Genomic DNA, 24,886 nt, shown 5'->3' on the forward strand with positions numbered 1-24,886 from the left:
TGAGCTACAAGGTACTCTTTTAATTAGGCTATGTCACCGTTAAGTATTGAAAATCACCCAGAGCAGAATGTAACAATTGCTCAGGGGTTAGATTGTGGTTCCGATCCATAATTCTGCACCAAGCCAAATAATTAGGTAAATACTTGGTGGCTACACCATGAAAGCGGTCTAGCCATGATTTAAAACGGTGGTGGTATGCATTGACATTTTGTATATGATAGGCCCCTTTAGTCACCCGCTGCCCTTGACTCATGTTAACGATTTCATGAGATACTTTTTCAGCTTTACAAAATGCACCATAAGTTGGATTGCCATCACTCACAAGGAGGGCATCCTGGTCTAGTATTGGCTTTAAATGCGTATCAAGAACAATTTTGCTTATTGGGCCATTACCTGTCACAAAATCTACGGTTTGTTTTGAGCGATCACGAGCAATTAAAATGCAAATTTGCTCATCAGAAATCCCTCGCTTAGTCGCACAGCCCCCTCGTTTCCTTGGTTGACGATTGAGATGGCGTTCTCCTTTATGTGACTCAAGTAAGTAGGTTTCATCAGCTTCTGTAATGCCATGAAGAGCACTGGGACGATCCTGCTGAATCCAGCTTAAAAAACGGTGCCGCCATCGAAAGGTTGTATTTCGATGCACATTAATTTCTTTAGCTGCCTGCCGGACAGTCAATGATTCTGCGATAGCTCCTAAGTAATCAAGCCACTTTGACTTGAGGCGTAGATGAGCAAGAGGCGTTCCTGTCAAAGCATTAAATGTCTTTTTGCAGGCTTTACAGCGGTAGCGCTGAAGGCCATCTTTTATTCCATGCCTGTGGCTTTCGGTATGGGAGCAATGAGGGCATTTACCTTTGCTATCAAATATTGTTTCAATTAAATCAAAAACCTTAGGTTCGTCCTCTAGTTGATCCAGTGCTTTCGTTAGAACAGTGCGTTGATGGTGGTCAAGTTGATTTATTTCGGAAATGAACTCTAAAAACTCTGGGGCTTTCATAACTATCTCCTTAATTTACATGGGCTTTATTTACTTATACGCTCTTGTTATATGAAATTCCATACTTTACGGTGACATAGCCTTTAATTATGATATTTTTCCGCCATAAATGAGAGGTCTCGTAACGCAAGAGAATGATATACTATGCATTTTTTTAATAAGGAAACCGCTTTGTGACTCAACATATTTACCATGCAATTGACAGAGATCAGTTTGCACAAGACATGGATAATATCCGCAAGGAAGTATTAAGTGATCTGAATATGGATGATTTTCGGCATTTAAAAAAGATTGAACGCTGGGGGCGCATTTGTTCAGTTATAGGTTATGGGACTGCCTGGATTATCCCAAATCCAGTTTCTGCTTTTTTTATTAGTCAGGGCAATGTCACCCGCTGGACGACAATTGCGCACCATATTACCCATCGTGCCTATGACAAAATAGAGGGTATCCCAAAGCGTTATACGAGTAAAGGCTTTGCTAAAGGAAATCGGCGATTTATTGACTGGTTAGAATGGATGATACCTGAAGCCTGGGATAAAGAACATAATGATTTGCATCATTATAATCTGGGTGAGAAAGCTGACCCCGATCAGGTAGAGTTCAATACTGAAACCTTTAGAAATATCAATATGCCGCAGTGGGCCAGGTATATTTTTCTAGGTGTGATGGCGAGTACCTGGAAGTTTGTTTACTATGCGCCATCTACCTTGGTTGAATTGCAGCGTTCAGAAGACAAAAAGGCCGGCTTAGCCCCCGTTACCTATTCACGAGCTGATACCTGGAATCCTCTGAAACCGGTTGGCCGTAAATTATGGACGCATTGCCTGGTACCTTATATATCAATTAGATTTGCGCTGATTCCATTGTTGTTTATTCCTGTGGGCATTTTAACCATGTTGGGGGGAATGGTTGCTGCAACGAATGTATTAATTAATTCTTTGCTAGCTGAAGTGATGACAAATTTGCATACTTTTTTGGTGATTGGCACCAATCATGTGGGCGATGATCTTTATGTGTTTGAGGAAAAGGCGACCAATAAAGGAGAGTTTTACCTTAGGCAGATATTTGGTTCGACTAATTTTCAGACAGGTGCTGATTTAGTTGATTTCCTTCACGGTTGGCTGAACTATCAAATTGAGCATCATATATGGCCAGATATGCCCTTAAGTCGATATCATATTGCGCAGCCTAAAGTAAAAGCGTTATGTGAAAAGTATGGGGTTCCTTATACGCAGGAATCAGTTTTCAAACGCTTAAGGAAAACGATGGATGTGATGACCGGGAAAACGAGTATGATGAGACCCTTACCAGCTGTTTAAGTGCTATCTTTTTGCATAACTGAATGTTTGAGGAGTAGGCTATAAAGCCTACTTCGTTTATTGTTTAAGTGTAATAAATAGTTTGTAGCGCTATTTACTTTAGCTGCTTATTGCAAATTATCCGTTACATGCGGATTAATCAGCTGATACATCAATTGATGCATTTTTGGGTTACCAGCAATAATATTTCCTGATTCCAGATATTGGTCGTTAAAAGAGAGGTCGGTGACTACTCCGCCAGCTTCTTGTACAATAATAATTCCCGCAGCAATATCCCAGGACTTTAAATCCACTTCCCAAAAGCCGTCTAAACGCCCCATGGCTAAAAAAGCCAGATCGATTGCGGCTGAGCCCGTGCGACGTATTCCAGAAGTATTCACGCAAACTGCTTTAAACATATTCAGATAAGCATCCAGATATTGTTGCTGTTGTGCCTTAAAAGGAAATCCGGTACCGATTAATGCACCAGCCAGACTGGCTTGTTTAGTTACGCGAATACGTCGATTATTTAGCATAGCGCCTTCGCCTCGCGCAGCGGTGAATAGTTCATTAGTTAACGGCAAGTAAATAACCCCTACTTCAAGCCGGTTTTTGTGTTTTAGCGCGATAGAAACAGCATAATGGGGGAAGCCGTGTAAAAAATTAGTCGTGCCATCCAGCGGGTCAATAATCCAGGTATATTCATTGCCTTCATGTCGCCCGCTTTCCTCAGCAAGAATAGCGTGATCGGGGAAGGCTGTCCTGATGTTTTTAATAATTTCATGTTCTGCCTGACGATCAATTTCAGTCACGAAATCATGTTGCTCTTTATTATCAATTTGAATGTGGCTGACATGTTCTGAAGCACGAAGAATGATGTCGCCCGCGTTTCTCGCAGCGCGGATAGCGATAGTGAGCATTGGATGCATAGCTTAAGTTTTAATGAGCGGTTATAAATTATCATAGAATAGCAAAAATTTTGCTATAGTGGAGGTTTTTATTGATAAGGTCGAACATTGCTTTCAAATATCAGGATTGTATTGGTTGAAACAAGCCACCCGGGGAATATCGGGGCAGTTGCCAGAGCCATGAAAAATATGTGCATGAGTGAGTTATATCTGGTTGCACCCAAAATATTTCCCAGTGCTGACGCGACATCCAGAGCATCGGGTGCAGATGATATTTTGGCTTCTGCAGTACGCTGTGATTCTTTACAAGAAGCAATTGCTGATTGTCAGCTTGTAATAGGTGCAAGTGCCAGGTCGCGAACTATTGCAGTTCCTGAAGAGTCGCCTAGAGCCTGCGCGGAAAGATTAGCCATCGAAGCACAGAATAAGAAAGTTGCAATTCTGTTTGGGCGTGAGAATTCTGGCTTGAAAAATCATGAGCTGGACTTGTGCCAGACCTTATTGACCATACCCAGTAATGCGGACTATAGCTCGCTAAATATAGCAGCTGCAGTGCAAGTGGTTTGTTATGAATTGTTAGTTGCTTCAAGTCAGGCGGCTGTTGAACCAGAGCTCAGAGACGTATCATTAGCAAGTTCAGCGCAAATGGAATCATTCTATGAGCATTTGTATCAGGCCTTGAATGAAATTGGTTTTATAAATCCCGACAAATCCACTTCAATTATGCGTCGTTTGCGACGCGTGTATCATCGGGCTGCTTTAGATACTAAGGAGCTGGATATTTTGCGTGGCATTCTAAAAAAGTCAACGGCAATATTGCATAAAAAATATGATTAATTTAATAAAAGAAGATATTGCCTGTGTGTTTGAGCGAGATCCTGCTGCACAAACAATATGGGAAGTAATTTTTGTCTATCCGGGTTTTCATGCCGTATTGATGCACCGTGTCTGTCACCGATTGTGGATCAGTGATTTTAAGTTTACTGCTAATTTTATTGCGCATATCAGTCGCTGGTTAACGGGTATAGAAATTCATCCGGGAGCGGTGGTTGGGCGGCGGTTTTTTATCGATCATGGCATGGGGGTCGTAATAGGTGAGACAACTATTATTGGTGATGATTGCACCTTATATCATGGTGTTACTCTGGGTGGAACCAGCTGGGATAAAGGTAAAAGACACCCGACTTTAAAAAATGGCGTGGTTGTTGGTGCAGGTGCGAAAATATTAGGACCCATTGAAATTGGTGAGAATGCACGAGTAGGTTCGAATTCGGTTGTCATAAAATCTGTTCCTGATGGGGCGACAGTAGTAGGTATTCCGGGTCGAATTGTTGGCGCACAAGACGCGCAAAATGCTGAACGTAAAAAAATTGCCAATAAGATGGGGTTTGATGCCTATGGAACGACAGCAGATTCTCCCGATCCGGTGGCGTATGCGATTAATCATATGTTGGATCATATACAGCTTATGGATAAGCAGATGCAAGAAATGCAGCAGGCAATGAATGCCGCAGGAATCAAGTGTAAGCATAAAGAAATTCCTGATTTGCAAGATTGCGAGCTGGATAAGTAGCTGCGGAGAGCATAAGTTTCCTGTTCTTTGGGTAAGGTCAAGTTCCACCTGGTACTCTAGAAATACCAGGTACGATGATTTCAGGAGTAAGAATTAAGTTAAATTGACAGCTATCCTGTTTGATTATAATAGTTGACTATTTTACTGGGTTTATATTATTATAATAATTAACTTAACTTTTTATAGGAAATACTGTGCGATTAACTACTAAAGGAAGGTATGCAGTAACTGCAATGTTGGACTTGGCATTTCATAGTCGAGTAAAGCCGGTTACATTAACCGAAATTGCAACTCGCCAAACTATTTCACTCTCTTATCTTGAACAACTATTTTCACGTTTGCGTCGTGCAGATATGGTTGTTGGCGTAAGAGGCCCGGGGGCGGATATAGATTGAGTCGCGGCCCTGAAGAAATCAGTATTACCGAGATTATTCTGGCAGTAGATGAGCAGGTCGATTTGACTAATTGCGAAAGTAAGGCAAACTGTCAGAATGACCAGCCCTGTTTAACTCATGATTTATGGATGGGACTTAGCCATACTGTGCGTAGCTATTTGGATGCTATCACTGTGGCGCAATTATTAGATCAGGCTGATGTTCAGGCTATTGCTCAGCGCCAAGATACAGATGTTCAGCAAATTATAAAGTTCAGAGATGCTGAGACTATCGGTATGGCGCTTAAATAAACGCGGTTTAGTGCTAACATTATGATCTTTTTTGATCATAATGCCACAACACCAGTAGACGAAAGAGTGTTGGAAGTAATGCTGCCTTTTTTTAGCCGTTTTTATGCTAACCCCTCCAGTTTATATAAATTAGCCCGTCTTTCTCGTAGCGCAATTGATACAGCACGCGAGCAAGTGGCTCAATTGGTGAATGCACGACCTGAGCAAGTCATTTTTACCAGTGGCGGCACTGAAGCAAATAATTTAGCGTTAAAAGGTTGTCTGTCAAATGCTAAAATAATTACCTCGGCATTCGAACATCCCTCTATTCTGCAATCAGGCATTGCTGAGCTAGTTGGTGTAACCGAGCAAGGGTATATTGATCAGCACTCGCTTGCTCAATTTAATCAGCAGTTCGATCTGGCTTCATTTATGTTAGTTAATAATGAAACAGGTGTTATTCAAGATATCGCTAGTATCAGCAATATAATGAAGCAGCGAGGAGTCTTAATGCATACCGATGCAGTACAGGCAGCAGGAAAAATACCTGTCGATTTTCAAGCATTGGGTGTAGACCTAATGTCGCTTTCCAGTCACAAGATCTATGGCCCTAAAGGATGCGGCGCTTTAATTACGTCAACTGGGCAATTAAAAAAACCTCTTTTAACAGGAGGAGGGCAAGAAGCAGGTTTGCGCGCTGGAACGGAAAATGTACCGGCAATTGTAGGCTTTGGTAAAGCAGCAGAGTTAGCATGTGTTGAATTAGAGGCACGCCGTCAGCATTGCTTTCAACTCAAAACACACTTAGAACAACAATTGCTCGATTTTCCAGAAATAAGGGTGTTTGCTAAAGAGAGTAATCGTGTCGCCAATACAGTGCAGTTTGGAGTACAAAACTGCGTGGGTGAAATGTTGTTAATGTTGCTGGATCGACAAAATATTGCAGTATCAAGCGGTTCGGCTTGTGCGAGTAATGAACAGTCCGCTAGCCATGTATTATTGGCTATGGAAGTTGAAGAAAACCTTGCAAAGTCAGCGATTCGAGTTAGTTTAGGGAAGGATAATACCCTAGATGAAGTAGATTATTTTGTGCAAAAATTGAGACAAATTTTGACTGGCTTAAGTTGTTAGCTAATTCTAATATGGTTGGCACAAAATGTAGTAATTATCATAGTAGTTTCAAGTTCGACTTGTCCGGGCAATGAAAAGTTAAACTGGTAATTCAGCATCAAGCTAAAGTCGGTTTTCAAGCAGCATTACAGCATGCTATAAACAAACATAGCCCCGATCCGCAGCAACTGATGTTTCACTCTGATTAAGAGGTACAATATTCGGCAAACAAGTTTGTGAGTTATCTTAATGACCTAAACATTAATCAGAGTATGAGTCGACGAGGTAATTGTTGGGATAACGCCGTAATGGAACGTTTCTTTAGAAGCTTAAAAAGACGTCTTCATTACCAAGCTTTATTAATCATCAATCTGTTATCAGCACAGTAGAGAGCTATATTAGATTTTATAACTATAAAAGACTACATTCTGCAATTGATTACAATACTCCAAACCAAAGCGCAAATGAAATAAAAAAGCGGCTTAAAATCCTTCTAAAAAAATTGACTATTACAGTGTTAACAGAAACGAATACTGTGCAGGGAGGTAATTTGAATGCTGAACGATTGTTTGATTTAAAAACGAAACTACATAGTTTAAGTCCGTGCGTTAATTATCGATTTGTGGGAAATATGCGCTTACAGCTAAGTTATCGATACGGGTTTTATATTTCGGAAATTATGCTCTGGATAATATTTCCCCTGATAGTATTGATGAAGTACATAGCTTAGGTAATAGCAGCCTGGATTATAACGCCCATGTTATAGGATTGAGTGCTATTTATCAGTTTTAATCCGTGAACCGTGATATTCTCTTTATGTTATGTAACAATACCAGATAAGGGAAATAGGCTAATGCCTATTCTCAAAATTCAAGTATCTTAAAAAGTTTATAAATAAGTAGGTAAAAAGATGGCCATTGTATTAACTGAAAGTGCTGCAAAGCAGATTCAAAAACAAATAGATAAACGTGGGCAGGGTATAGGTTTAAAGTTAGGTGTTAAGCCTTCAGGTTGTTCCGGCTTTGCTTATACAATCGATTATGCGGATGAACTAAAAGAGGGTGAATCTGTATTTGAAACATTTGGTGTGAAGGTTGTTGTTGCAGATGAGAATATCGCAACACTCGCTGGTTTAGAACTTGATTATGCCAAAGAAGGGATTAATGAAGCGTTTAAGTTCAATAATCCTAATGTAAAAGGAACTTGTGGCTGCGGAGAAAGCTTCTCGGTGTAGCCTTTTTCAAGAATATTTGTTTCTCATTAAGCCATAGAAAGCGGAAAACCGATAACGGCTTTCCGCTTTCTATATAGAGGACTAACGTAAAGAAATAGTCTCATTGCGTCCTTTAGTTTCAAAATCCAACTTCCCTTCACAAGCTAACCAGCCAATTGCGCGTTGAACTTCGCTTTTGGTTAACTTTGTAACTGTGGTTATTTTTGTCGAACTTGCCGGACCATTTTCATCTAAAAAACTCCAGATTAGACCTGCTGCCTTACCGATTGATTCACTCATAGTTTTGCCTCTATTAAATAAAAAATAAAAAATTATGTTTGTGGTTGTTCAGGAAGAATAATATTCAGTTCCAGGGTTTCCTGGTTGTCATCGCTCTCAAAATTAACCGAAATATCCTCCTGGTTAATTTGGATGTATTTACGGATAACTTTTAATAGTTCTTGCTGTAGTTCGGGTAGGTAAGAGGGTTGATTGCGCACGTTTCTTTCGTGTGCGACAAGAATTTGTAAACGCTCTTTTGCTAATTTCGCCGAATTGGGTTTAGTTGTTTTAAAGTAATCTAGTAAACTCATAACTAGCTCCTAAAAATGCGGCCAAACAGGCCTTTCTTTTCTTCATCGATAAATCTATGTGGTATATCTTCTCCCAGGTAACGAGCAACTATATCTTTATAAGCCTGGCCTGCGCTGCTTTCTTCGTCAAGTATAACCGGTGTCCCCGAGTTTGATGCATTGAGTACGGATGTTGATTCTGGAATAACCCCAAGCAGGTGAAGAGATAAAATGTCCTGCACGTCTTCTACACTTAGCATTTCGCCTAATTTAACCCGTTTAGGGTCATAGCGGGAGAGAATCAGGTATTCTTTTATTGGTTCATCGCCATTTTCAGCTCGCCTTGATTTACTTGCTAAAATACCTAGCATTCGATCAGAGTCTCGTACTGAAGAGACTTCAGGGTTAGTGATTACAAAGGCATCATCAGCAAAATACATTGCTAAATTAGCGCCGCGCTCAATACCCGCCGGAGAGTCGCAGACAATATACTTAAATGTTTTTGCCAGTTCATCAAGTACCTTACCTACACCTTCTTGGGTTAAAGCATCTTTGTCACGCGTTTGAGAGGCAGGGAGGATAAATAAGTTTTTACAGCGTTTATCTTTTATCAGTGCCTGATTTAATGTCGCCTCATCGTTAATAACATTAACAAAATCGTAAACTACCCGGCGCTCACACCCTAGGATAAGGTCCAGATTACGCAAGCCTACATCAAAATCAATAACAACAGTTTTATGTCCTTTTTTTGCAAACCCCATAGCTATTGCGGCGCTAGTTGTGGTTTTTCCTACCCCGCCTTTTCCAGAAGTTACTACGATAATTCTAGCCAATGGTGTGTCTCCTAAATATTTTGGATAATAATTGCTTGCTTGCTTAAATAAATTTGTACGGGTGTATTGCGCTCAGATTCAATGATATCTTCACTAACTCGATAGTTTCCCGCAATCGAGACTAATTCTGACTGTAAGTCTGAGCAAAAAATACGTGCATTACCATTATCTGGTATGCCTGCTAAAGCACGACCTCGGAGCGTACCATAAACGTGTATATTACCTTCAGCCATAATTTCTGCGCCGGCACTGACCTGAGCAATAATGACTAAGTCACCTTTAGCATAGATACGTTGGCCCGAGCGGATAGGCTGGGTAATAACTATTGTTTCAATATTAGTCGTTGCGGTTATCTCGGCATCTTCCGCTACAGGAGCCAGTTTACTTACTTGCTTTTCTGTCATGGGTGGCTTATGCGTGTTGCCACTGTGAGCTGAAAATCCGGGAAGCATTAAAGCGTTTGCTGCTTGTTGCTGTTGTTTTGTGCCACCACGAATACCGATAGGAAACATGCCTGCATTACGAATGGCATCCACTAATAGAGCTATGTTGAGCTCCTGCTCTGGTAACGCTTGCAGGTCTATCAATAATGATGAATTAGTAAAGAATTCAGGAGCCTGTTTAATTTTTTCATTTAATTGATGGGTAATGGCGTTAATGTTGGTGCTAAATAAATTTAGCACAGGAGTATTGACAATGCCGCTTTTGAACTCAAAAGCGGCAGAATTAAGTGGTATAGGTTGTGAGTCGCTGGGCATCAGATCATTGAATTTTACTAGCTAATGGGTTAATTCTATCATTGCTAATTTAAAAAAAATACTTTGCTAAAAAAATATTTATTTTAGCACGCGAAAATGATTTATTTCTTAAGTCTCTCTTATCGCTAGGAAAAATATTTACTCACTAAAATTATGGATAAAGTTGTGTGTTAAGCGAGGAACAGTACTTTCAAAGCTTAATGTTAATGTGTGATGGTTAGATTGTATAAAAACACGAAAATAAATTTATATACTTTTTAAATCATATACTTATATTTATTAATACTTTGTATGTAAGGCAATCATTAGTTGTAAATGCGTTAAAACATAATGTGTATATGTCTAAGGTTTAATAAATTTAAGCGTCATTCGATCGCTTTCCCCGATATTTTCAAAGTATGCTTTGTTTTCCTCTCCACCTTTTAATGAGGGAGGTAATGACCAAACACCTGAGGGATGTTTATGCATGTCTTTGGGGTTGGCATTAATTTCAGATTTAGCCAATAGTTTGAAGCCGATCTGTTCAGCTAACTCGATAACATGGGCCTCCGTCACATAACCTGAAAGCGCTTTTGGGTCTTGTTCTGTCTGTGCAGTATTACGATGTTCTACAATACCCAGGATGCCGCCAGATTTTAGAGCTAAATACATGGCTTCAAATACCTGTAGAGCCTGATCTGACTTCATCCAGTTGTGTACATTACGGAATGTCAAAACACGGTCTGCAGAGCCTGGCGGTGCAATTTCTAGCTGATTAGGGGGTTGCAGGGTAGTAATGATGACTCTGCCATAAATATCCGGGTTTGCTACTAATTTTTGCTTAAATTTCACAAAACTCTTACTAAAATATTCAATTGAAGAATTCTCATCAAATTGAGCCACATATAAAAGACCTTGATCTTTTAAGTAAGGCGCAAGAATTTCTGTATACCATGCTTTTCCGCCTGGCCAGATTTCAACCACTGTCATATCCGGTTCAACATTAAAAAATTCCAGTGTAGTCAGAGGGTGTCTATAGATATCCCGGTTTTTATGTTGAGTGGAACGGTGTTCGCCGTTAATGGCTTTTTGCAGTGAATCTGAGTCGGCAACACACTTGAAACTAGATAATAGCATAGATAATAAAAAGATTTTTAAGTACATATTATTGAACCTTATTGATAAGTTGATAAAGGCTTAAAGTTGCCAGACCTAGAAAGGCGATAAATGTCCAGCCTGGAATGCTGAGTCCAAATAGTGTCCATAAAACATCGGCGCATTCGCCTGTGCCGCTGAGCATTAATTTTAAAGTTTCGTTTAAAGGAAAGTTTTCAAAAATATAACTAAGGCCAGGGCTGCATTCAGGCACTTCTTCAGGTGGCAAATTCTGCAACCAGATATGACGAGCAGAAATAGCGGAGCCGGCTATGGCAAATATAGCCCCAAGAATGGCATAACGCTGTATGCCTTTTTGTGCTGGATTATGCAGGGCGGCCATAAGAAAGGTGATCCCTGTTAATAAAATGGCAATACGTTGCGATATGCAAAGTGGGCAAGGTTCCAACTGCTCAACAAATTGAAAATATGCGCCTACGGCTAACATTGTAAAACAGCTTAGAAAGCCGAGAAAGAACCAGGTTCTGGCTTTAAATTGAATCATTGAATAACTCCTATTTCTTGTTTAAATTTTCGAATATCCCGATTAGCACCTAATACCACTAAAATATCACCAGCGTCGAGTTTATGATCTTGCTCCCCCAGAGAAAAGTATAAATTGTCTCCTAGCTCCTTATCGACAACACCAATTAAAAATAAGTTATATTTTTCATTTAAATATAATTCGCTAGCACAGGATTGATCTAATAATGAATTTTGAGGGATGACAATCTCAGCCATATGTAAATCAGCACGACCGAAAACAACTTCGTCTAAAATCCAGGTAATACTAGGTTTGGTAAGTAATTGATAAGCTTTATTACTACAGATTTCAAAAGGGTCAATAATTTTAGTAGCACCAGCAGCAAGCAGTTTTTCAGCGGATTCAGGTTGATTGACAACGGAGATTATTTTTAGATTTTTATCTAGTGCCCTAGCTGAAAGTGTCAGAAATACATTTTCTGAATCTTTTTCTAAAAAACAAAAAAGTGTTTCTACTTGAGTGCCTATGCCTAATGCAATCAGGTCCTCATCCTGACGGTAATCCATAAGTTGCGCGGGCAATTTTTTTTGTAATGCCTGGTCAATTTTTGCGGGATCTGCATCCAGAATTATCATAGTACGTTGATTTTCATTAAGTTGAGTAATTAATTCCAGTGACATAGTGTTATAGCCAAAAATAGCAATTAGTTTATCACTCATGATAATTTATCTAGATTCTTATGTAAGCAACTTGTTGCAATTAAGTCATGCAGATATTCAATGCTCAGGTGACGACCGATTAAGACTACAATATCACCCTCACAAAGCGTGAATCCAGGGTCTGGATTAAAGTAAAAGTGCCTGTTACGTAGTTTGTATCGGTTTCTGCGCTTAGCATGAGCCATATTATCACTGACCACACCGATCAGGCGCGCTTTGTATTGCCCGAAGTTAACTTGTTCTATAGACATGCCTTCCAAAAAACAGCCGGGTTGTATATTCAGCACTTCCATTTGTATGTCATGCTGGCCATGAAGAATGCCGTTTATAGCTTCAAACGCTACAGGGTGACCAATATATTCTGCGGCTAAAAGCCCGGCAATAGTGTAAGACTGAACAATATAATTTGCTCCAGCCTGATACATTTTTTTTACATTGTCTTCGTGGTTGGCCCGGGCAATAATTGTAATTTCGGGGTTTAAATAGCGGCTGGTCAGGGCGATATAAACATTGGCGACATCATCTCCAGTGGCACATAAAATGGCTTTGGCGCCCTGATTGATACCCGCTTGTTCCATTGTGGAGTTTTTACTGGCATCGTCAAATAATACAATATAACCATTGCGTTTGGCCAGGGCGACATGTTGCTCGTTATTATCTACGATGACAAAACTTTGTTTATCCTCGTGTAATTGGCGGGCGATATCTTGCCCTACACGGCCAAAGCCACAAACAATGGTTGTGTTAGTTAATTTTTCAATCCTGCCTTTGACTCGGTTTTCCTGAAATTCATACATTTTTTCACTAAATGCAGCCACTATGATCGATGTGAAAAAGGCCAGTAAACCTAACCCAGAAATAATAAGTGCAGTTGTGACAAGGCGACCTCCGGGAGTTACCGGTGTCAAATCACCATAGCCTACAGTGGAGACTGTAACTACAGCCCAATAAAAAGCATCATAGAGATTGCTGATTTGGCCGCCCATTTTTTCATTTTCAAACATGTAAATGGCTGTACTTGCTATAAAAATTAAAAAGCCCATAAAAATCGCCAGCATTGTCAGTTCAAAGCGTTTGTTTTTTAATACGCCGGTAAACATTTGTATGCTTTGTGAATAGCGAAATAGTTTAAATAATCGAAAAATCAGGAAAATACGTAAAATACGTAAAGGTCTGTAGCTAGGTAGGATGGCAAGCAGGTCTATAATAGCGCTGGGAGAAAAGATGTAAGCAAACTTTTCAGCAATAATTTGCCAGAGGACTGTATGTAAATGAAAGGGAGTACCCAGATATTCTGTATTCTCATATTGTTTGATAATTGAGCCATGAATATCAGAGTAAATCCAGCCACGTAATAAGTATTCACAGATAAAAACAGTGACTACAAAATTTTCAAATATCACTGCCCACTTTGATGTTTGATGTTCTACTTCATAAAGCAGTAGCGATACACTGCTAATGACTAAGATAATCATGAAAACATCAAAATAAGATTTACGCCGACTGTGGGGATTTTCTAATAAATCATAGAAAAAAGCTTTACTGCGTTGATAGCGTCTTGATGCTTTAAGGCTATAAGCGATATAGAGTATTAAACGAATATGCATAGTCGTATGTGAGAGCTACCGCATCAATTTATGAATATATTCTGAGTCAGAATATTCGCCACTATTATTCATAACAAGCTGGCTAAGTGGCGTAATGCCTGACCACGATGACTTAACTGATTTTTTCGTTGCGCAGATAATTCCGCTGAACTACAGTTTTCTGATGCGAGCCAGAAAACGGGATCATAGCCAAAGCCATTAGCGCCTTGCGCTTGCATCAAGATTGTACCTTCCCAGATACCCTGACTAATCAGTGGGAAAGGGTCGTTTGCATGGCGCATCAGCACAATAACACATATAAAACGCGCACTACGTAGTTCCATAGGAATGTCCTGCATTTCATCAAGTAATTTTTGCAGGTTTTCCTGATCAGTCGCTTGAGTACCCGCGTATCGAGCTGAAATAACCCCGGGAGCACCCTTTAAGGCATCAACAACCAGACCGGAATCATCGGCAATAGCGGGAAGATTGCTATATAATGCTGCGTTTTTAGCTTTAATAATGGCATTTTCAATAAAAGTGCTGCCAGTTTCTTCCGCTTCCTGGATATTGAATTGTTGTTGAGGGATAACGGAAAAATTGTGCAAAATAGCTTGTATTTCTTTTATTTTTCCACGGTTGCCACTGGCTAAAACAATTTTCTCTGAACAGGGTTGTGACATAAGACGATTTGGATTTATCAATAAGCTATAGGCTGTTTACTTGCTTGTAAGGCAATTATATATCTTAAGCGATAAGGAGCGTGTTAATTTTTGCTTTAGTCTCTGATCAAAGAAAATTTAGAAGATTTCCAGGTTTTTAGCAATACTTGCTTAGGGGGTAAGGGCATTTACTTAGGCCTGGTATGGTTTATTTGGAGGAGAAGGTCTTTAGTTCGTATAGGCTATGTTGCCAGTCTATGTTATTTTTTTATTATGAAGAGTGTGCAAAATCAAAGAAATTAATGTGTTTACGTGAAAAGTTTTATTCAAGTGAGGTGTGGGCTTCGATTACACACTACGAATTGTGCTGTATCTCTTTTCAGTATATTCATTATGTGCGTTATGGTGATAAATCGCGCTAAAGAATTGGCATAGCGTAGTATCAATACGCTATGCAATGACATTCTAATAAATGAAAGTATTAACGATGAGTCTCTAAAGCTTCAGTTTGTTTGCTTAATAAATTAACAATGCCTGATTTGGCCAGATCTAACATGGCATTTAATTCATCTTGACGGAAGGCATGTCCTTCGGCTGTCCCTTGCACTTCAATAAAAGCGCTTGCATCATTCATCACGATATTCATATCCGTTTCGGCATTGCTATCTTCCATATAATCTAAATCCAGCACAGGTATGCCTTTGTATATACCAACAGAAATCGAAGCGATTTGACCGTGTACGGGGTTTTTAGTGATTTTTTTTTGCTTTAGTAGCTTATGTACTGCAATCGATAACGCAACAAAACCGCCTGTGATAGATGCAGTGCGAGTTCCCCCGTCGGCCTGTAAAACATCACAATCAATTGTAATAGTGCGCTCACCTAAAGCAGACAAATCAATTGCTGCGCGTAGAGAGCGGCCAATAAGGCGCTGAATTTCCTGTGTACGGCCTCCTTGCTTACCTTGACTGGCTTCACGCCCCATACGGGTGTGGGTGGATCGTGGAAGCATGCCATATTCTGCTGTCACCCAGCCTTCACCTTTGCCTTTTAAAAAACGTGGGACTCTGTTTTCTACACTGGCGGTGCAGAGTACGCGTGTTTCGCCAAATTCAACTAAAACCGAACCTTCAGCATGTTTAGTGTATCCACAGGTAAATTTTACCTCTCTTAGTTGATCAGGGGCACGTCCGCTAGGTCTCATTATCTATCTCAATAAAATTAAAAAGAGGTAGAGTATACCTGATTGTGTAGCTTGAGTACGGATGCAGTGTACTAAAATTTTTACTGCGTTGTGATAACTGACAATATATAGCCTGTTGCAACGTTGCTTGATTATCATTTTATCCGAAGAAAATTTTTTTGTATTTTTTATCGATATACTGAATTGATTCAAAAGACATAATTGTTTCTCTGCGGCCTAAATTAGAGGGCTTATAGTCCTTATGCGTAAATTTATATTTGTATTTAGTGAATTAGCTGTTTATAATGCGCCTTCAAATTAAGTATGCGAGCGTGGCGGAATTGGTAGACGCGCTGGTTTTAGGTACCAGTATCTTTGATGTGAGAGTTCGAGTCTCTCCGCTCGCACCACTTAAATAAACAAATGAAATATTAACGATAATCATCGTTAACTCTCTCCCGAGATAAATTCCCAACACGGGAATTCATAGCCAACCCATATATAAAATTTTTTTGAGGTAAATCAATGGAAGTTTCTGTCGAAAAGACATCGGAATTAAGCAGAAAAATGATCGTTAGTATTTCTGAAGATATCGTTCAGGGTAAAGTCAATGAGCGCTTAAAGTCTTTAGCTCGTGAAGTTAAGATTGACGGTTTTCGTCCAGGAAAAGTTCCGCAAAAAGTTGTGCAAAAGATGTATGGCGCACGAGTCAAAGAAGAAATTACCGGAGATTTAATTCAGACCAATTACTTTCAAGCTTTGCAGGATAATGATCTGCGTCCAGCGGGTATGCCACATATTGAGCCGGTTGAGAGTGATGAAGGTTTTACTTTTGCGGCTATTTTTGAAGTTTACCCGGAATTTAATTTAGAAGCTGTAGATACAATCGAAGTTAATAAGCCAGTCGCGAGTGTTGAAGATAGTGATGTCGATACTATGATTGACAGGCTAAAAGAGCAAAAGAAAGACTGGCAGGCATCTGAACAGGATTCAAAAACAGGCGATCAAATCACGATTACATTTTCAGGTACTTGTGAAGGTGAAAACTTTACTGATGGAACGGTCGATGATTTTCAGGTTGAACTGGGTTCAAAACGCATGGTCCCAGGATTTGAAGATGAATTAACCGGGCTTTCAGGGGGTGCTAAAAAGACATTTGAAGTCACTTTCCCTGAAGATTATGGTAATGCAAAATTAGCGGGTAAACCAGCTCAATTTGAGATAGAAGTACTTAAAGTTGAAAGCCCGGTTTTACCAGAGGTTGATGAGGAATTTATCAAGGCGTATGGTATAGAAAGTGGTGATCCAGCAGAGTTCCGTGCTGATGTGCAGAAAAATATGCAACGTGAGCTAGCTCAAGGGCTGAAAACCAGACTTAAAAATTTAGTCATGGATGCATTATATGAAGCTATATCTGTCCCTTTACCTAAGGTTATGGTTGATCAGGAAATCGAAAGTTTAATGAAGCCGTATTACGAAAATGCAAAAAAACGTAATGTAGACATTAATGAAATCAAACCAGCAAATGCAGATTTTGAGGATCAGGCAAAACGTCGTGTAGCATTAGGTTTGATTCTAGCCGAAATTATTCAAAAAAATGAAATCAAAGCTGAAGCAGATAAAATTCGCGCTGTGATTGATGATATGGCACAAAGCTATGAAGAGCCAGAGCAAGTTATTAACTGGTATTATGGTGATAAAAATCGTTTGGCTGAAGTAGAACAAATGGTGCTAGAAGATGCAACAGTGGCATGGGTACTTGAAAAAATAAAAGTCACTGATGAGTCTGTTTCATTCAAAGATATAATGGAACCAGCAATACAACAATAAGGACCTGAAAATGACTAATAGTGACAACGGAACAGGCAATATTATATCGCCCCAGGCTGCCGGAGGCTTGGTGCCGATGGTTATTGAACAAACGGCTCGAGGCGAACGCTCGTATGATATTTATTCGCGTCTATTAAAAGAACGCGTTATCTTTCTGGTTGGTCAGGTAGAAGATTATATGGCTAATCTTGTTGTCGCTCAGTTACTATTTTTAGAGTCTGAAAATCCAGATAAAGATATACATTTGTATATTAATTCACCTGGTGGCTCAGTTACGGCTGGGATGGCTATTTATGACACTATGCAGTTTATCAAACCTGATGTAAGCACTATGTGTATTGGTCAGGCGGCCAGTATGGGTTCATTGTTGTTAACCGGTGGTGCTGCGGGTAAAAGATATTGTCTGCCTCATTCACGAGTCATGATTCACCAGCCTCTTGGTGGGTTTCAAGGGCAGGCATCTGATTTTGATATTCATGCTCGCGAAATTTTAACCATACGTGAAAAGCTAAACAGAATTCTATCGCATCATACCGGGCAGGATATGGAGAAAATTCAGGCTGATACTGATAGAGATAACTTCTTAAGCGCGGACGAAGCTGTTGATTATGGATTGATTGATAAGGTATTATCTGGCAGAACAGAATCCTGATAAGAGTAAAAGTGTATAAATCAATTATGAAGGATGAACGATGAGTAAAGATAGTAATGGCGATAAAATTTTGTATTGTTCATTTTGTGGCAAAAGCCAAAGTGAAGTAAGAAAACTTATTGCCGGCCCATCTGTCTATGTTTGTGATGAGTGTGTTGATCTTTGTAATGATATCATTAAAGAAGAGTTGGCTAATGATGACCTGGAAGAAGGTGAAGAAAGGCAGCAGAAATTACCAAAGCCCAAGGAAATTAAAGCTGCGTTAGATGAGTATGTGATTGGCCAGGAACAAGCAAAAAAAATATTATCCGTTGCCGTTTATAATCACTATAAGCGCTTGCGTAGTCATGGATTAAAAGGCGATGAAGTTGAACTGGGTAAAAGTAATATATTGCTGATTGGCCCAACAGGTTCGGGTAAAACATTGTTAGCCGAAACATTGGCTAAAGTTCTGGATGTGCCGTTTAGTATAGCTGATGCAACAACACTTACTGAGGCGGGTTATGTCGGTGAAGATGTAGAGAATATTATTCAGAAAATTCTACAAAAATGTGATTTTGATGTTGAAAAGGCTGAATCAGGTATTATCTATATTGATGAAATTGATAAAATTTCCCGTAAGTCTGAAAACCCTTCGATCACTCGAGATGTTTCAGGCGAAGGCGTGCAACAGGCTTTATTAAAATTAATTGAAGGTACAATCGCATCGGTATCACCGCAAGGCGGACGTAAAAATCCGCAACAAGAGTTTGTGCAAGTTAATACTGCCAATATCCTGTTTATTGTGGGTGGTGCATTCGCAGGTCTGGATAAAATCATAAAACAACGCACAGAGAAAGGTGGAATTGGTTTTTCTGCGGAAGTAAAAACTATAGATGATGCAAAAAATGTTGGTGAACTTTTCGCTGAAGTAGAAGCGGAAGATTTAATTCGCTATGGGTTGATACCTGAGTTTATTGGTCGATTACCTGTAGTTGCTACGCTAGAAGAGTTAAGCGAAGAAGCCTTGATTCAGGTGCTTACAGAGCCGAAGAATGCACTGACTAAGCAATATAAAAAATTGTTTGAAATGGAAGGAACAGAGCTGGAGTTTCGTGACGATTCATTAGCCGCAATAGCTCAAAAATCCATGCAACGTAAAACTGGTGCAAGAGGTTTAAGAACAATAGTTGAAAGTGTATTGCTGAATGCGATGTATGAAATTCCGTCTGCAGAAAATGTGTCTAAAGTAGTGATAGACAAATTAGTGATAGAAGGTGAAAATGACCCTTATTTTGTTTATGAGAGCAAAAAAAAATCCGCATCATTAGACTAGCTGAACAGCTAGGTTATTGACTTATTAAAACAGGAGTTTATAACTAAACTCCTGTTTTTTTTTGTTTTTTCGCTTGTTATATGGTTAATCATCCTTATAGTATAAACATTACAATGAACTGAACCAAAGGCTCCTATATGCAAACGAATGAAATAATAGATGTGATCGGTGACGATAATTTAACGCCAGTATTGCCGCTGAGAGATGTAGTGGTTTATCCGCATATGGTTATTCCTTTATTTGTCGGGCGGGAAAAATCGATAGAAGCGCTGGATAAGGCGATGCAAGAAGACAAGCAAATTTTGCTTGTGTCGCAAAAAGAAGCAGAACTTGATGATCCAGGCTTTGATGAACTGCATACGGTTGGGACATTAGCAAATATATTGCAATTATTAAAACTTCCAGATGGTACGGTAAAGGTTTTAGTAGAAGGCGAGCAGCGCAGTCAGGTGGTCAAGTATCATGAACAGGATGGCTGTATTTTTGCAGAAATAAGCGAAATTAACGATGTTATAACGCTGGCTGACAAAGAGTTAGATGTTTTAGTGCGAGCAGCGGTAGATTCATTTTCAAAATATGTAAAATTAAACAGCAAAATTCCGCCTGAAGTACTAAATGCCTTGTCAGGTATAGAAGAGACAGGGCGACTTGCCGATACTATGGCTGCGCATATGAGTTTGAAGGTATCTGAAAAGCAAGAATTGCTGGAAATGGCAGATATTGTACAGCGCCTTGAAAAACTTATGTTGTTGATGGAAAGTGAGGCTGATTTATTAGCTCTGGAAAAAAATATCCGTGTTCGGGTAAAACAGCAAATGGAAAAAAATCAAAGGGAATATTACTTGAATGAGCAAATGAAAGCCATTCAAAAAGAACTGGGTGAAATGGAAGACGCAGTCAGCGAAACCGAAGAGCTTGAACAAAAAATTGCTGCGGCTGGCATGTCAAAAGAAGCAAAGGAGAAAGCGGGAGTAGAGCTAAATAAGCTTAAAATGATGTCGCCTATGTCGGCTGAAGCATCGGTAGTGCGTAACTATATAGATTGGATGTTGAATGTACCCTGGAAAAAGAAAACCAAGGTACGTCATGATTTAAAACTGGCTGAAGAAATACTGGATGTGGATCACTATGGTCTGGAAAAGATCAAAGAGCGCATTCTGGAATATTTGGCAGTACAACAACGTGTTAAGTCACTAAATGGACCTATCTTATGTTTAGTTGGGCCTCCTGGCGTTGGTAAGACCTCTTTGGGTGAATCCATTGCACGCGCGACGAATAGAAAATATGTCAGAATGGCACTTGGTGGTGTGCGCGATGAAGCAGAAATTCGTGGACATAGACGGACTTATATCGGTTCTATGCCAGGTAAGATTTTACAAAACCTGTCCAAGACCAAAGTGCGCAACCCTTTATTTCTTTTAGATGAAATCGATAAAATGTTGGGTGATTTTCGCGGTGATCCTGCTTCGGCGCTATTGGAGGTTTTGGATCCTGAGCAAAATAAAGCATTTGCCGATCATTATTTAGAAGTAGACTTTGATTTATCCGATGTTATGTTTGTCGCGACAGCGAATACCATGAATATTCCAGGTCCTTTACTGGATAGAATGGAAGTGATTCGTCTTGCAGGGTATACTGAAGATGAAAAAATAAATATTGCCATGCGTTATCTGCTACCTAAACAGTTAAAGAATAATGGTCTAGTTGAATCGGAAGTAAAAGTCGAACAGGAAGTCATTAAGGATATCGTGCGCTATTATACACGTGAGGCAGGTGTGCGTAGCCTGGAGCGTGAGATTTCAAAAATATGTCGTAAAATTGTTAAGCAATTACTACTTAAAGAAAAGCGTGGTCATGTAAATATCACTTCTGATGTCTTGACTGATTATCTGGGGGTACGTCGCTTTAGCTACGGTCTTGCAGAAGATCAAGATCAGATTGGTCAGGTAACGGGGCTTGCATGGACAGAAGTGGGTGGTGAATTACTGACTATCGAAGCAGTAGTCATACCAGGAAAAGGCAAGCAATCAGCGACCGGAAAGCTAGGAGATGTCATGAAAGAGTCGATAGAAGCCGCTGTTACAGTAGTACGTGCACGAGCGGAATCTTTAGGTATAAATGTTGAGGCTTTTCAAAATCAGGACTTACATATCCATGTTCCTGAAGGTGCAACACCCAAAGATGGACCTAGTGCTGGCATAGGTATGTGTACGGCAATTATATCCGCATTAACGGGTGTTCCGGTGAAAGCAGAAGTCGCCATGACTGGGGAAATTACTTTACGCGGAGAAGTTCTGCCTATAGGCGGTCTTAAAGAGAAGTTACTGGCCGCACATCGTGGAGGCATTAAGACGGTAATTATTCCTGAAGAGAATGAAAAAGATCTGACGGAAATTCCTGATAACGTAAAGAAAAACCTGATTATTAAGCCGGTACGCTGGATTGATCAGGTGTTAGAAATAGCTTTGCAGTATCAACCAAAACCGTTAAAAAGTCTAACGAAAACAGTTGATAAAAATGTTCTGAAATTAGATGAAGAATCGATTAGAGCGCATTAATTTGCAAGTTAGAGTTAATTAATTTGTTGGTGCGGGGCTGTATCACTTGACATAACTAAGACAGAGTTGATATAAATACACCCGCTTTCATAGTTTTTAATATTTTTGGCAGTTCGGCATAATCGTGTGCTGTGTATATTTCCTAAGGAGAATAATTAATGAATAAATCAGAACTTATCGATGCAATGGCGAGTGCTTCGGAATTAACAAAAGCAGATGCTGGTCGTGCACTTGATGCCTTTATGTCATCTGTTACTGGAGCACTAAAAGAAGGTGATTCTGTTGCATTAGTGGGCTTTGGCACATTTGCTGTAAAAGATAGAGCTGAGCGCAAAGGCCGCAATCCTCAAACAGGAGCGGAAATAACCATTAAAGCAGCGAAAATTCCTTCATTCAAAGCAGGTAAAGGCTTAAAAGACAGTGTTAACGTTTAAAATTAAAAAAAATTTAAAATTTAGCTTGCAATACTTCCAAAAGATATTAAAATAGAATCTCTTTAGTCGGGTGCTTAGCTCAGCTGGGAGAGCATCGCCCTTACAAGGCGAGGGTCGGGGGTTCGAACCCCTCAGCACCCACCACAGACTTAGGAGCGGTAGTTCAGCTGGTTAGAATGCTGGCCTGTCACGCCGGAGGTCGCGGGTTCGAATCCCGTCCGCTCCGCCATTTTAAAAAACCCCGTCCTTTTGGCTCGGGGTTTTTTTTTGTTTAAAATTTTGATCGAAAGTATTATTTACTCTTAATTGGTATTTTTAAATAGTTGTAAATAAAGTTAAGAAATTAGAGGACAGGTATTTGAAGTTTGACATCATGATTCTGTTTATACAGAATACAATAATATAATTCGCGCGGTGGTCGTGAGAATTATATGATCCTAAGGGTTATGGTTATACAACCATCTCTCTGAAGTTAATCAATCGAGTAAGGCTAATTTGATGCTGACAAAAATAAGAGAAAAAACACAGGGTACTTTTGCTTGGATAATCCTAATATTGATTTGTGTGCCTTTTGCGTTATGGGGTTTGCAAAATTATACTGATGGAGCGAAAGAAAGTGCGGTTGTTATAGTAGGGGACAAGGAGTTTGTTCAACGCGATGTAAATCAAGCTTATGCGCAATTTAAACAGCAATATGCTGATGTACAAATACCTGAAGAAATATTAAAAACACAGGCTATCGAAAAATTAATTCGTGATGAGCTTTTATTACAGCATGTGACGGAAGAAAACCTGACTGTTACTAATGAGACAGTACGCAAATTTATTGCCTCCTTACAATATTTTCAGCGTGACGGTAAGTTTGATAAAAAACAATATGAATCTATGCTAGTTGCACAGGGAATGTCATCGGCACAGTTTGTAAGTCGTATACGTAAGGCTTTGCTGATGGAGCAATACCAAAAGGCAATTATTGATACCAGTTTTGTTTCTGAACAGGGTATAGAGCGTTTTTTCAAGATTCAGAATCAAACCAGGGATATTGAATATCTTGCTGTCAAATTAAAACCAGTTACGACAGTACCTACGGCTGAAGAAATTAAAGCTTATTATCTACAACAGACCAATGCTTTTCAGACAGCTGAACAGGCATCTGTGGAGTATATAGAGTTATCGTTAACTAAGTTAATGGATGAAATTAATCCAACTGAAAAGCAAATACAGGCTTATTATGCGGACAATAAAACACTGTATTCAGCTAAAGAACGGCGCAAGATAAGTCATATATTGTTTGCTAAAAGCAATGACACAACTGAAGAGCAGGCACTGGCGAAAGCGCAGGCTGCAAAATTGCGTTTGGCAAAAGAGTCTTTTGCTGATTTAGCGGCAGAGTTATCGGATGATACGGTCACAGCAACGAAGGGTGGTGATCTGGGTTTATTTGAAATCGGCGTTATGGAACCAGATTTTGAAAAAGCAGCGACTGAGTTAAAGTTAGGCGAAGTATCCGAACCAGTCAAATCAGAATTTGGCTATCATCTGATTACCGTTACTGAGTTAGTCCCTGCAGAAACCAAAACTTTGGCGGAGGTTAAAGCTGACGTGACGGAAGCAGTAAAAAGAACAGAGGCAGAAAACGCGTTTTATGAATTAGGTGAGGTACTGACTGAAACAAGTTTTGAAAATTCTGATAATTTACAGGTAGTGGCTGATGGGTTAGGACTGGAAATTAAACATACTGAGCTTTTTTCACGTGATATAGGTGAAGGTATTGCCAGTGAACAGGCGATCAGAAATATTGCTTTTTCTGAAGCGGTTCTTCAAGGAAACAACAGTGAACCTGTAGAACTGGGTGAAGATCGATTGCTGGTTTTGCGTTTAAAAGAGCATCAGCCTGCTGAAACTAAACCATTAAATGAAGTTAAAGACATTATTGTTGCTGCGATTCAAGCTGAGAAGGCTAAGCAACAAGCTAAGCAACAAGCAGAAAGTATTCAACAACAGTTGCTTTCAGGTGGTAGTATTGATGAGGCAGCGAAAGCACTTAATTTAAGTGTTGAAAAAATAGCTGGTTTGACGCGCGACAGTAAAGAAATATCCGGACAGCTTAACCAGGCAATATTTAGAGCCGCTAAGCCGCTAGCAGGTCAGTCTACAGTTATTGTGGTGGGAACTCCGGAAGGAGATCAAATCGTGGTTAACTTATTGTCTGTTACAGATGGCGTTAAAACAGCGGCAGATGCAGAAAAGGCTAAACTTGCGGCGGCAAATATTGCCAGAGCATTAGGTCAGTCTGATTATGCAGCCGTTGTTGACGGAATACGCGCATCAACTAAAGTTATAATTAGAGAATAATTGGGCTTTAAGCTGGATATTAAAAAAGGGGCGATAAGCCCC

24 protein-coding genes, 3 tRNA genes and 2 pseudogenes are annotated in these 24,886 nt (G+C 39.7%); 17 read left to right on the top strand and 12 right to left on the bottom strand.

The annotated features are described in order from the left end of the window. Positions 1-28: 28 nt before the first annotated feature. A complete protein-coding gene (locus tag AU255_RS05275; protein WP_080521899.1) occupies positions 29-1,000 on the bottom strand; it encodes an IS1595 family transposase in 972 nt (323 codons plus the stop codon). A 173-nt stretch (positions 1,001-1,173) separates the two neighbouring features. Between AU255_RS05275 and AU255_RS05280 the strand changes: the two genes are divergently transcribed. After that, on the top strand, positions 1,174-2,322 hold the full coding sequence (locus AU255_RS05280; protein ID WP_080521900.1) for a fatty acid desaturase family protein: 1,149 nt from the start codon (positions 1,174-1,176) through the stop codon (positions 2,320-2,322). A 107-nt stretch (positions 2,323-2,429) separates the two neighbouring features. Here AU255_RS05280 and AU255_RS05285 read toward each other — a convergent pair whose 3' ends face one another. After that, positions 2,430-3,230, bottom strand: a complete 801-nt coding sequence (locus AU255_RS05285) for an inositol monophosphatase family protein (RefSeq protein ID WP_080521901.1) — start codon at positions 3,228-3,230, stop codon at positions 2,430-2,432. Between the two features lie 87 nt (positions 3,231-3,317). On the opposite strand from AU255_RS05285, the gene AU255_RS05290 reads away from it, so the two are divergent. The 7 genes and pseudogenes from AU255_RS05290 (at position 3,318) to AU255_RS05315 (ending at position 7,790) form a co-directional block, all read left to right on the top strand. Next, positions 3,318-4,046: an RNA methyltransferase gene (locus AU255_RS05290; RefSeq protein WP_080521902.1), complete on the top strand. Its 729-nt coding sequence runs from the start codon at positions 3,318-3,320 to the stop codon at positions 4,044-4,046. Then, a complete protein-coding gene (cysE, locus tag AU255_RS05295; RefSeq protein ID WP_080521903.1) occupies positions 4,039-4,782 on the top strand; it encodes a serine O-acetyltransferase in 744 nt (247 codons plus the stop codon). The genes AU255_RS05290 and cysE overlap by 8 nt, the downstream gene beginning before the upstream one ends. Before the next feature lie 233 nt (positions 4,783-5,015). Continuing rightward, positions 5,016-5,467: pseudogene (locus AU255_RS05300) on the top strand (Rrf2 family transcriptional regulator). Positions 5,468-5,488: 21 nt separating this feature from the next. Then, a complete protein-coding gene (locus AU255_RS05305) occupies positions 5,489-6,577 on the top strand; it encodes a cysteine desulfurase family protein (RefSeq protein ID WP_080521904.1) in 1,089 nt (362 codons plus the stop codon). Between the two features lie 119 nt (positions 6,578-6,696). Continuing rightward, positions 6,697-7,034, top strand: a pseudogene (locus tag AU255_RS21190) (integrase core domain-containing protein); the annotation flags it as partial. A 140-nt stretch (positions 7,035-7,174) separates the two neighbouring features. Next, a complete protein-coding gene (locus AU255_RS21305; protein ID WP_143735942.1) occupies positions 7,175-7,348 on the top strand; it encodes an MtrB/PioB family outer membrane beta-barrel protein in 174 nt (57 codons plus the stop codon). Positions 7,349-7,466: 118 nt separating this feature from the next. Next, on the top strand, positions 7,467-7,790 hold the full coding sequence (locus AU255_RS05315) for a HesB/IscA family protein (RefSeq protein WP_080521906.1): 324 nt from the start codon (positions 7,467-7,469) through the stop codon (positions 7,788-7,790). 81 nt (positions 7,791-7,871) lie between these two features. Here AU255_RS05315 and AU255_RS05320 read toward each other — a convergent pair whose 3' ends face one another. The 10 genes from AU255_RS05320 to rph form a co-directional block, all read right to left on the bottom strand. Beyond that, entirely contained in the window at positions 7,872-8,069 is a 198-nt protein-coding gene (locus AU255_RS05320) for a winged helix-turn-helix domain-containing protein (protein WP_080521907.1), read from the bottom strand. Positions 8,070-8,101: 32 nt separating this feature from the next. Continuing rightward, positions 8,102-8,362, bottom strand: a complete 261-nt coding sequence (gene minE / locus AU255_RS05325) for a cell division topological specificity factor MinE (RefSeq protein WP_080521908.1) — start codon at positions 8,360-8,362, stop codon at positions 8,102-8,104. Between the two features lie 2 nt (positions 8,363-8,364). Beyond that, the gene (gene minD / locus AU255_RS05330; RefSeq protein ID WP_080521909.1) at positions 8,365-9,174 is read right to left on the bottom strand and encodes a septum site-determining protein MinD; all 810 of its coding nucleotides are present in this window, start codon (positions 9,172-9,174) and stop codon (positions 8,365-8,367) included. Between the two features lie 11 nt (positions 9,175-9,185). Beyond that, positions 9,186-9,932, bottom strand: a complete 747-nt coding sequence (gene minC / locus AU255_RS05335; protein WP_080521910.1) for a septum site-determining protein MinC — start codon at positions 9,930-9,932, stop codon at positions 9,186-9,188. A gap of 342 nt (positions 9,933-10,274) precedes the next feature. After that, positions 10,275-11,075, bottom strand: coding sequence for a class I SAM-dependent methyltransferase (locus AU255_RS05340; protein ID WP_080521911.1), 801 nt, complete (start codon positions 11,073-11,075; stop codon positions 10,275-10,277). 1 nt (position 11,076) lies between these two features. Further along, on the bottom strand, positions 11,077-11,571 hold the full coding sequence (locus AU255_RS05345; RefSeq protein WP_080521912.1) for a disulfide bond formation protein B: 495 nt from the start codon (positions 11,569-11,571) through the stop codon (positions 11,077-11,079). Further along, the gene (locus tag AU255_RS05350) at positions 11,568-12,269 is read right to left on the bottom strand and encodes a potassium channel family protein (RefSeq protein WP_080521913.1); all 702 of its coding nucleotides are present in this window, start codon (positions 12,267-12,269) and stop codon (positions 11,568-11,570) included. The genes AU255_RS05345 and AU255_RS05350 overlap by 4 nt, the downstream gene beginning before the upstream one ends. Continuing rightward, entirely contained in the window at positions 12,266-13,876 is a 1,611-nt protein-coding gene (locus tag AU255_RS05355; protein WP_080521914.1) for a potassium channel protein, read from the bottom strand. The genes AU255_RS05350 and AU255_RS05355 overlap by 4 nt, the downstream gene beginning before the upstream one ends. A gap of 68 nt (positions 13,877-13,944) precedes the next feature. Next, on the bottom strand, positions 13,945-14,538 hold the full coding sequence (rdgB, locus tag AU255_RS05360) for an RdgB/HAM1 family non-canonical purine NTP pyrophosphatase (protein WP_080521915.1): 594 nt from the start codon (positions 14,536-14,538) through the stop codon (positions 13,945-13,947). Between the two features lie 460 nt (positions 14,539-14,998). Beyond that, positions 14,999-15,721 carry a ribonuclease PH gene (rph, locus tag AU255_RS05365; protein WP_080521916.1) on the bottom strand — a complete coding sequence of 241 codons (723 nt, stop codon included), beginning with the start codon at positions 15,719-15,721 and terminating at the stop codon, positions 14,999-15,001. Positions 15,722-16,026: 305 nt separating this feature from the next. On the opposite strand from rph, the gene AU255_RS05370 reads away from it, so the two are divergent. The 9 genes from AU255_RS05370 to AU255_RS05410 all read left to right on the top strand — a co-directional run bounded on the left by AU255_RS05370 (position 16,027) and on the right by AU255_RS05410 (position 24,844). Further along, a tRNA-Leu gene (locus tag AU255_RS05370) sits at positions 16,027-16,110 on the top strand. 115 nt (positions 16,111-16,225) lie between these two features. Then, complete coding sequence (gene tig / locus AU255_RS05375; RefSeq protein WP_080521917.1) at positions 16,226-17,530, top strand: trigger factor; 1,305 nt, start codon at positions 16,226-16,228, stop codon at positions 17,528-17,530. Between the two features lie 10 nt (positions 17,531-17,540). Continuing rightward, positions 17,541-18,182, top strand: coding sequence for an ATP-dependent Clp endopeptidase proteolytic subunit ClpP (gene clpP / locus AU255_RS05380; protein ID WP_080521918.1), 642 nt, complete (start codon positions 17,541-17,543; stop codon positions 18,180-18,182). A 40-nt stretch (positions 18,183-18,222) separates the two neighbouring features. Further along, the gene (gene clpX / locus AU255_RS05385; protein ID WP_080521919.1) at positions 18,223-19,497 is read left to right on the top strand and encodes an ATP-dependent Clp protease ATP-binding subunit ClpX; all 1,275 of its coding nucleotides are present in this window, start codon (positions 18,223-18,225) and stop codon (positions 19,495-19,497) included. A 137-nt stretch (positions 19,498-19,634) separates the two neighbouring features. Then, complete coding sequence (gene lon / locus AU255_RS05390; RefSeq protein WP_080521920.1) at positions 19,635-22,055, top strand: endopeptidase La; 2,421 nt, start codon at positions 19,635-19,637, stop codon at positions 22,053-22,055. Positions 22,056-22,213: 158 nt separating this feature from the next. Further along, a complete protein-coding gene (locus AU255_RS05395) occupies positions 22,214-22,489 on the top strand; it encodes an HU family DNA-binding protein (RefSeq protein WP_080521921.1) in 276 nt (91 codons plus the stop codon). A 68-nt stretch (positions 22,490-22,557) separates the two neighbouring features. Continuing rightward, positions 22,558-22,633: transfer RNA gene (locus AU255_RS05400), tRNA-Val, on the top strand. 8 nt (positions 22,634-22,641) lie between these two features. Beyond that, positions 22,642-22,718: transfer RNA gene (locus AU255_RS05405), tRNA-Asp, on the top strand. A 269-nt stretch (positions 22,719-22,987) separates the two neighbouring features. Next, positions 22,988-24,844, top strand: coding sequence for a SurA N-terminal domain-containing protein (locus AU255_RS05410; RefSeq protein WP_080521922.1), 1,857 nt, complete (start codon positions 22,988-22,990; stop codon positions 24,842-24,844). The last annotated feature ends 42 nt before the right edge of the window (positions 24,845-24,886 follow it).

It is taken from the genome of Methyloprofundus sedimenti, from assembly GCF_002072955.1.
Taxonomy (GTDB): Bacteria; Pseudomonadota; Gammaproteobacteria; order Methylococcales; family Methylomonadaceae; genus Methyloprofundus; species Methyloprofundus sedimenti.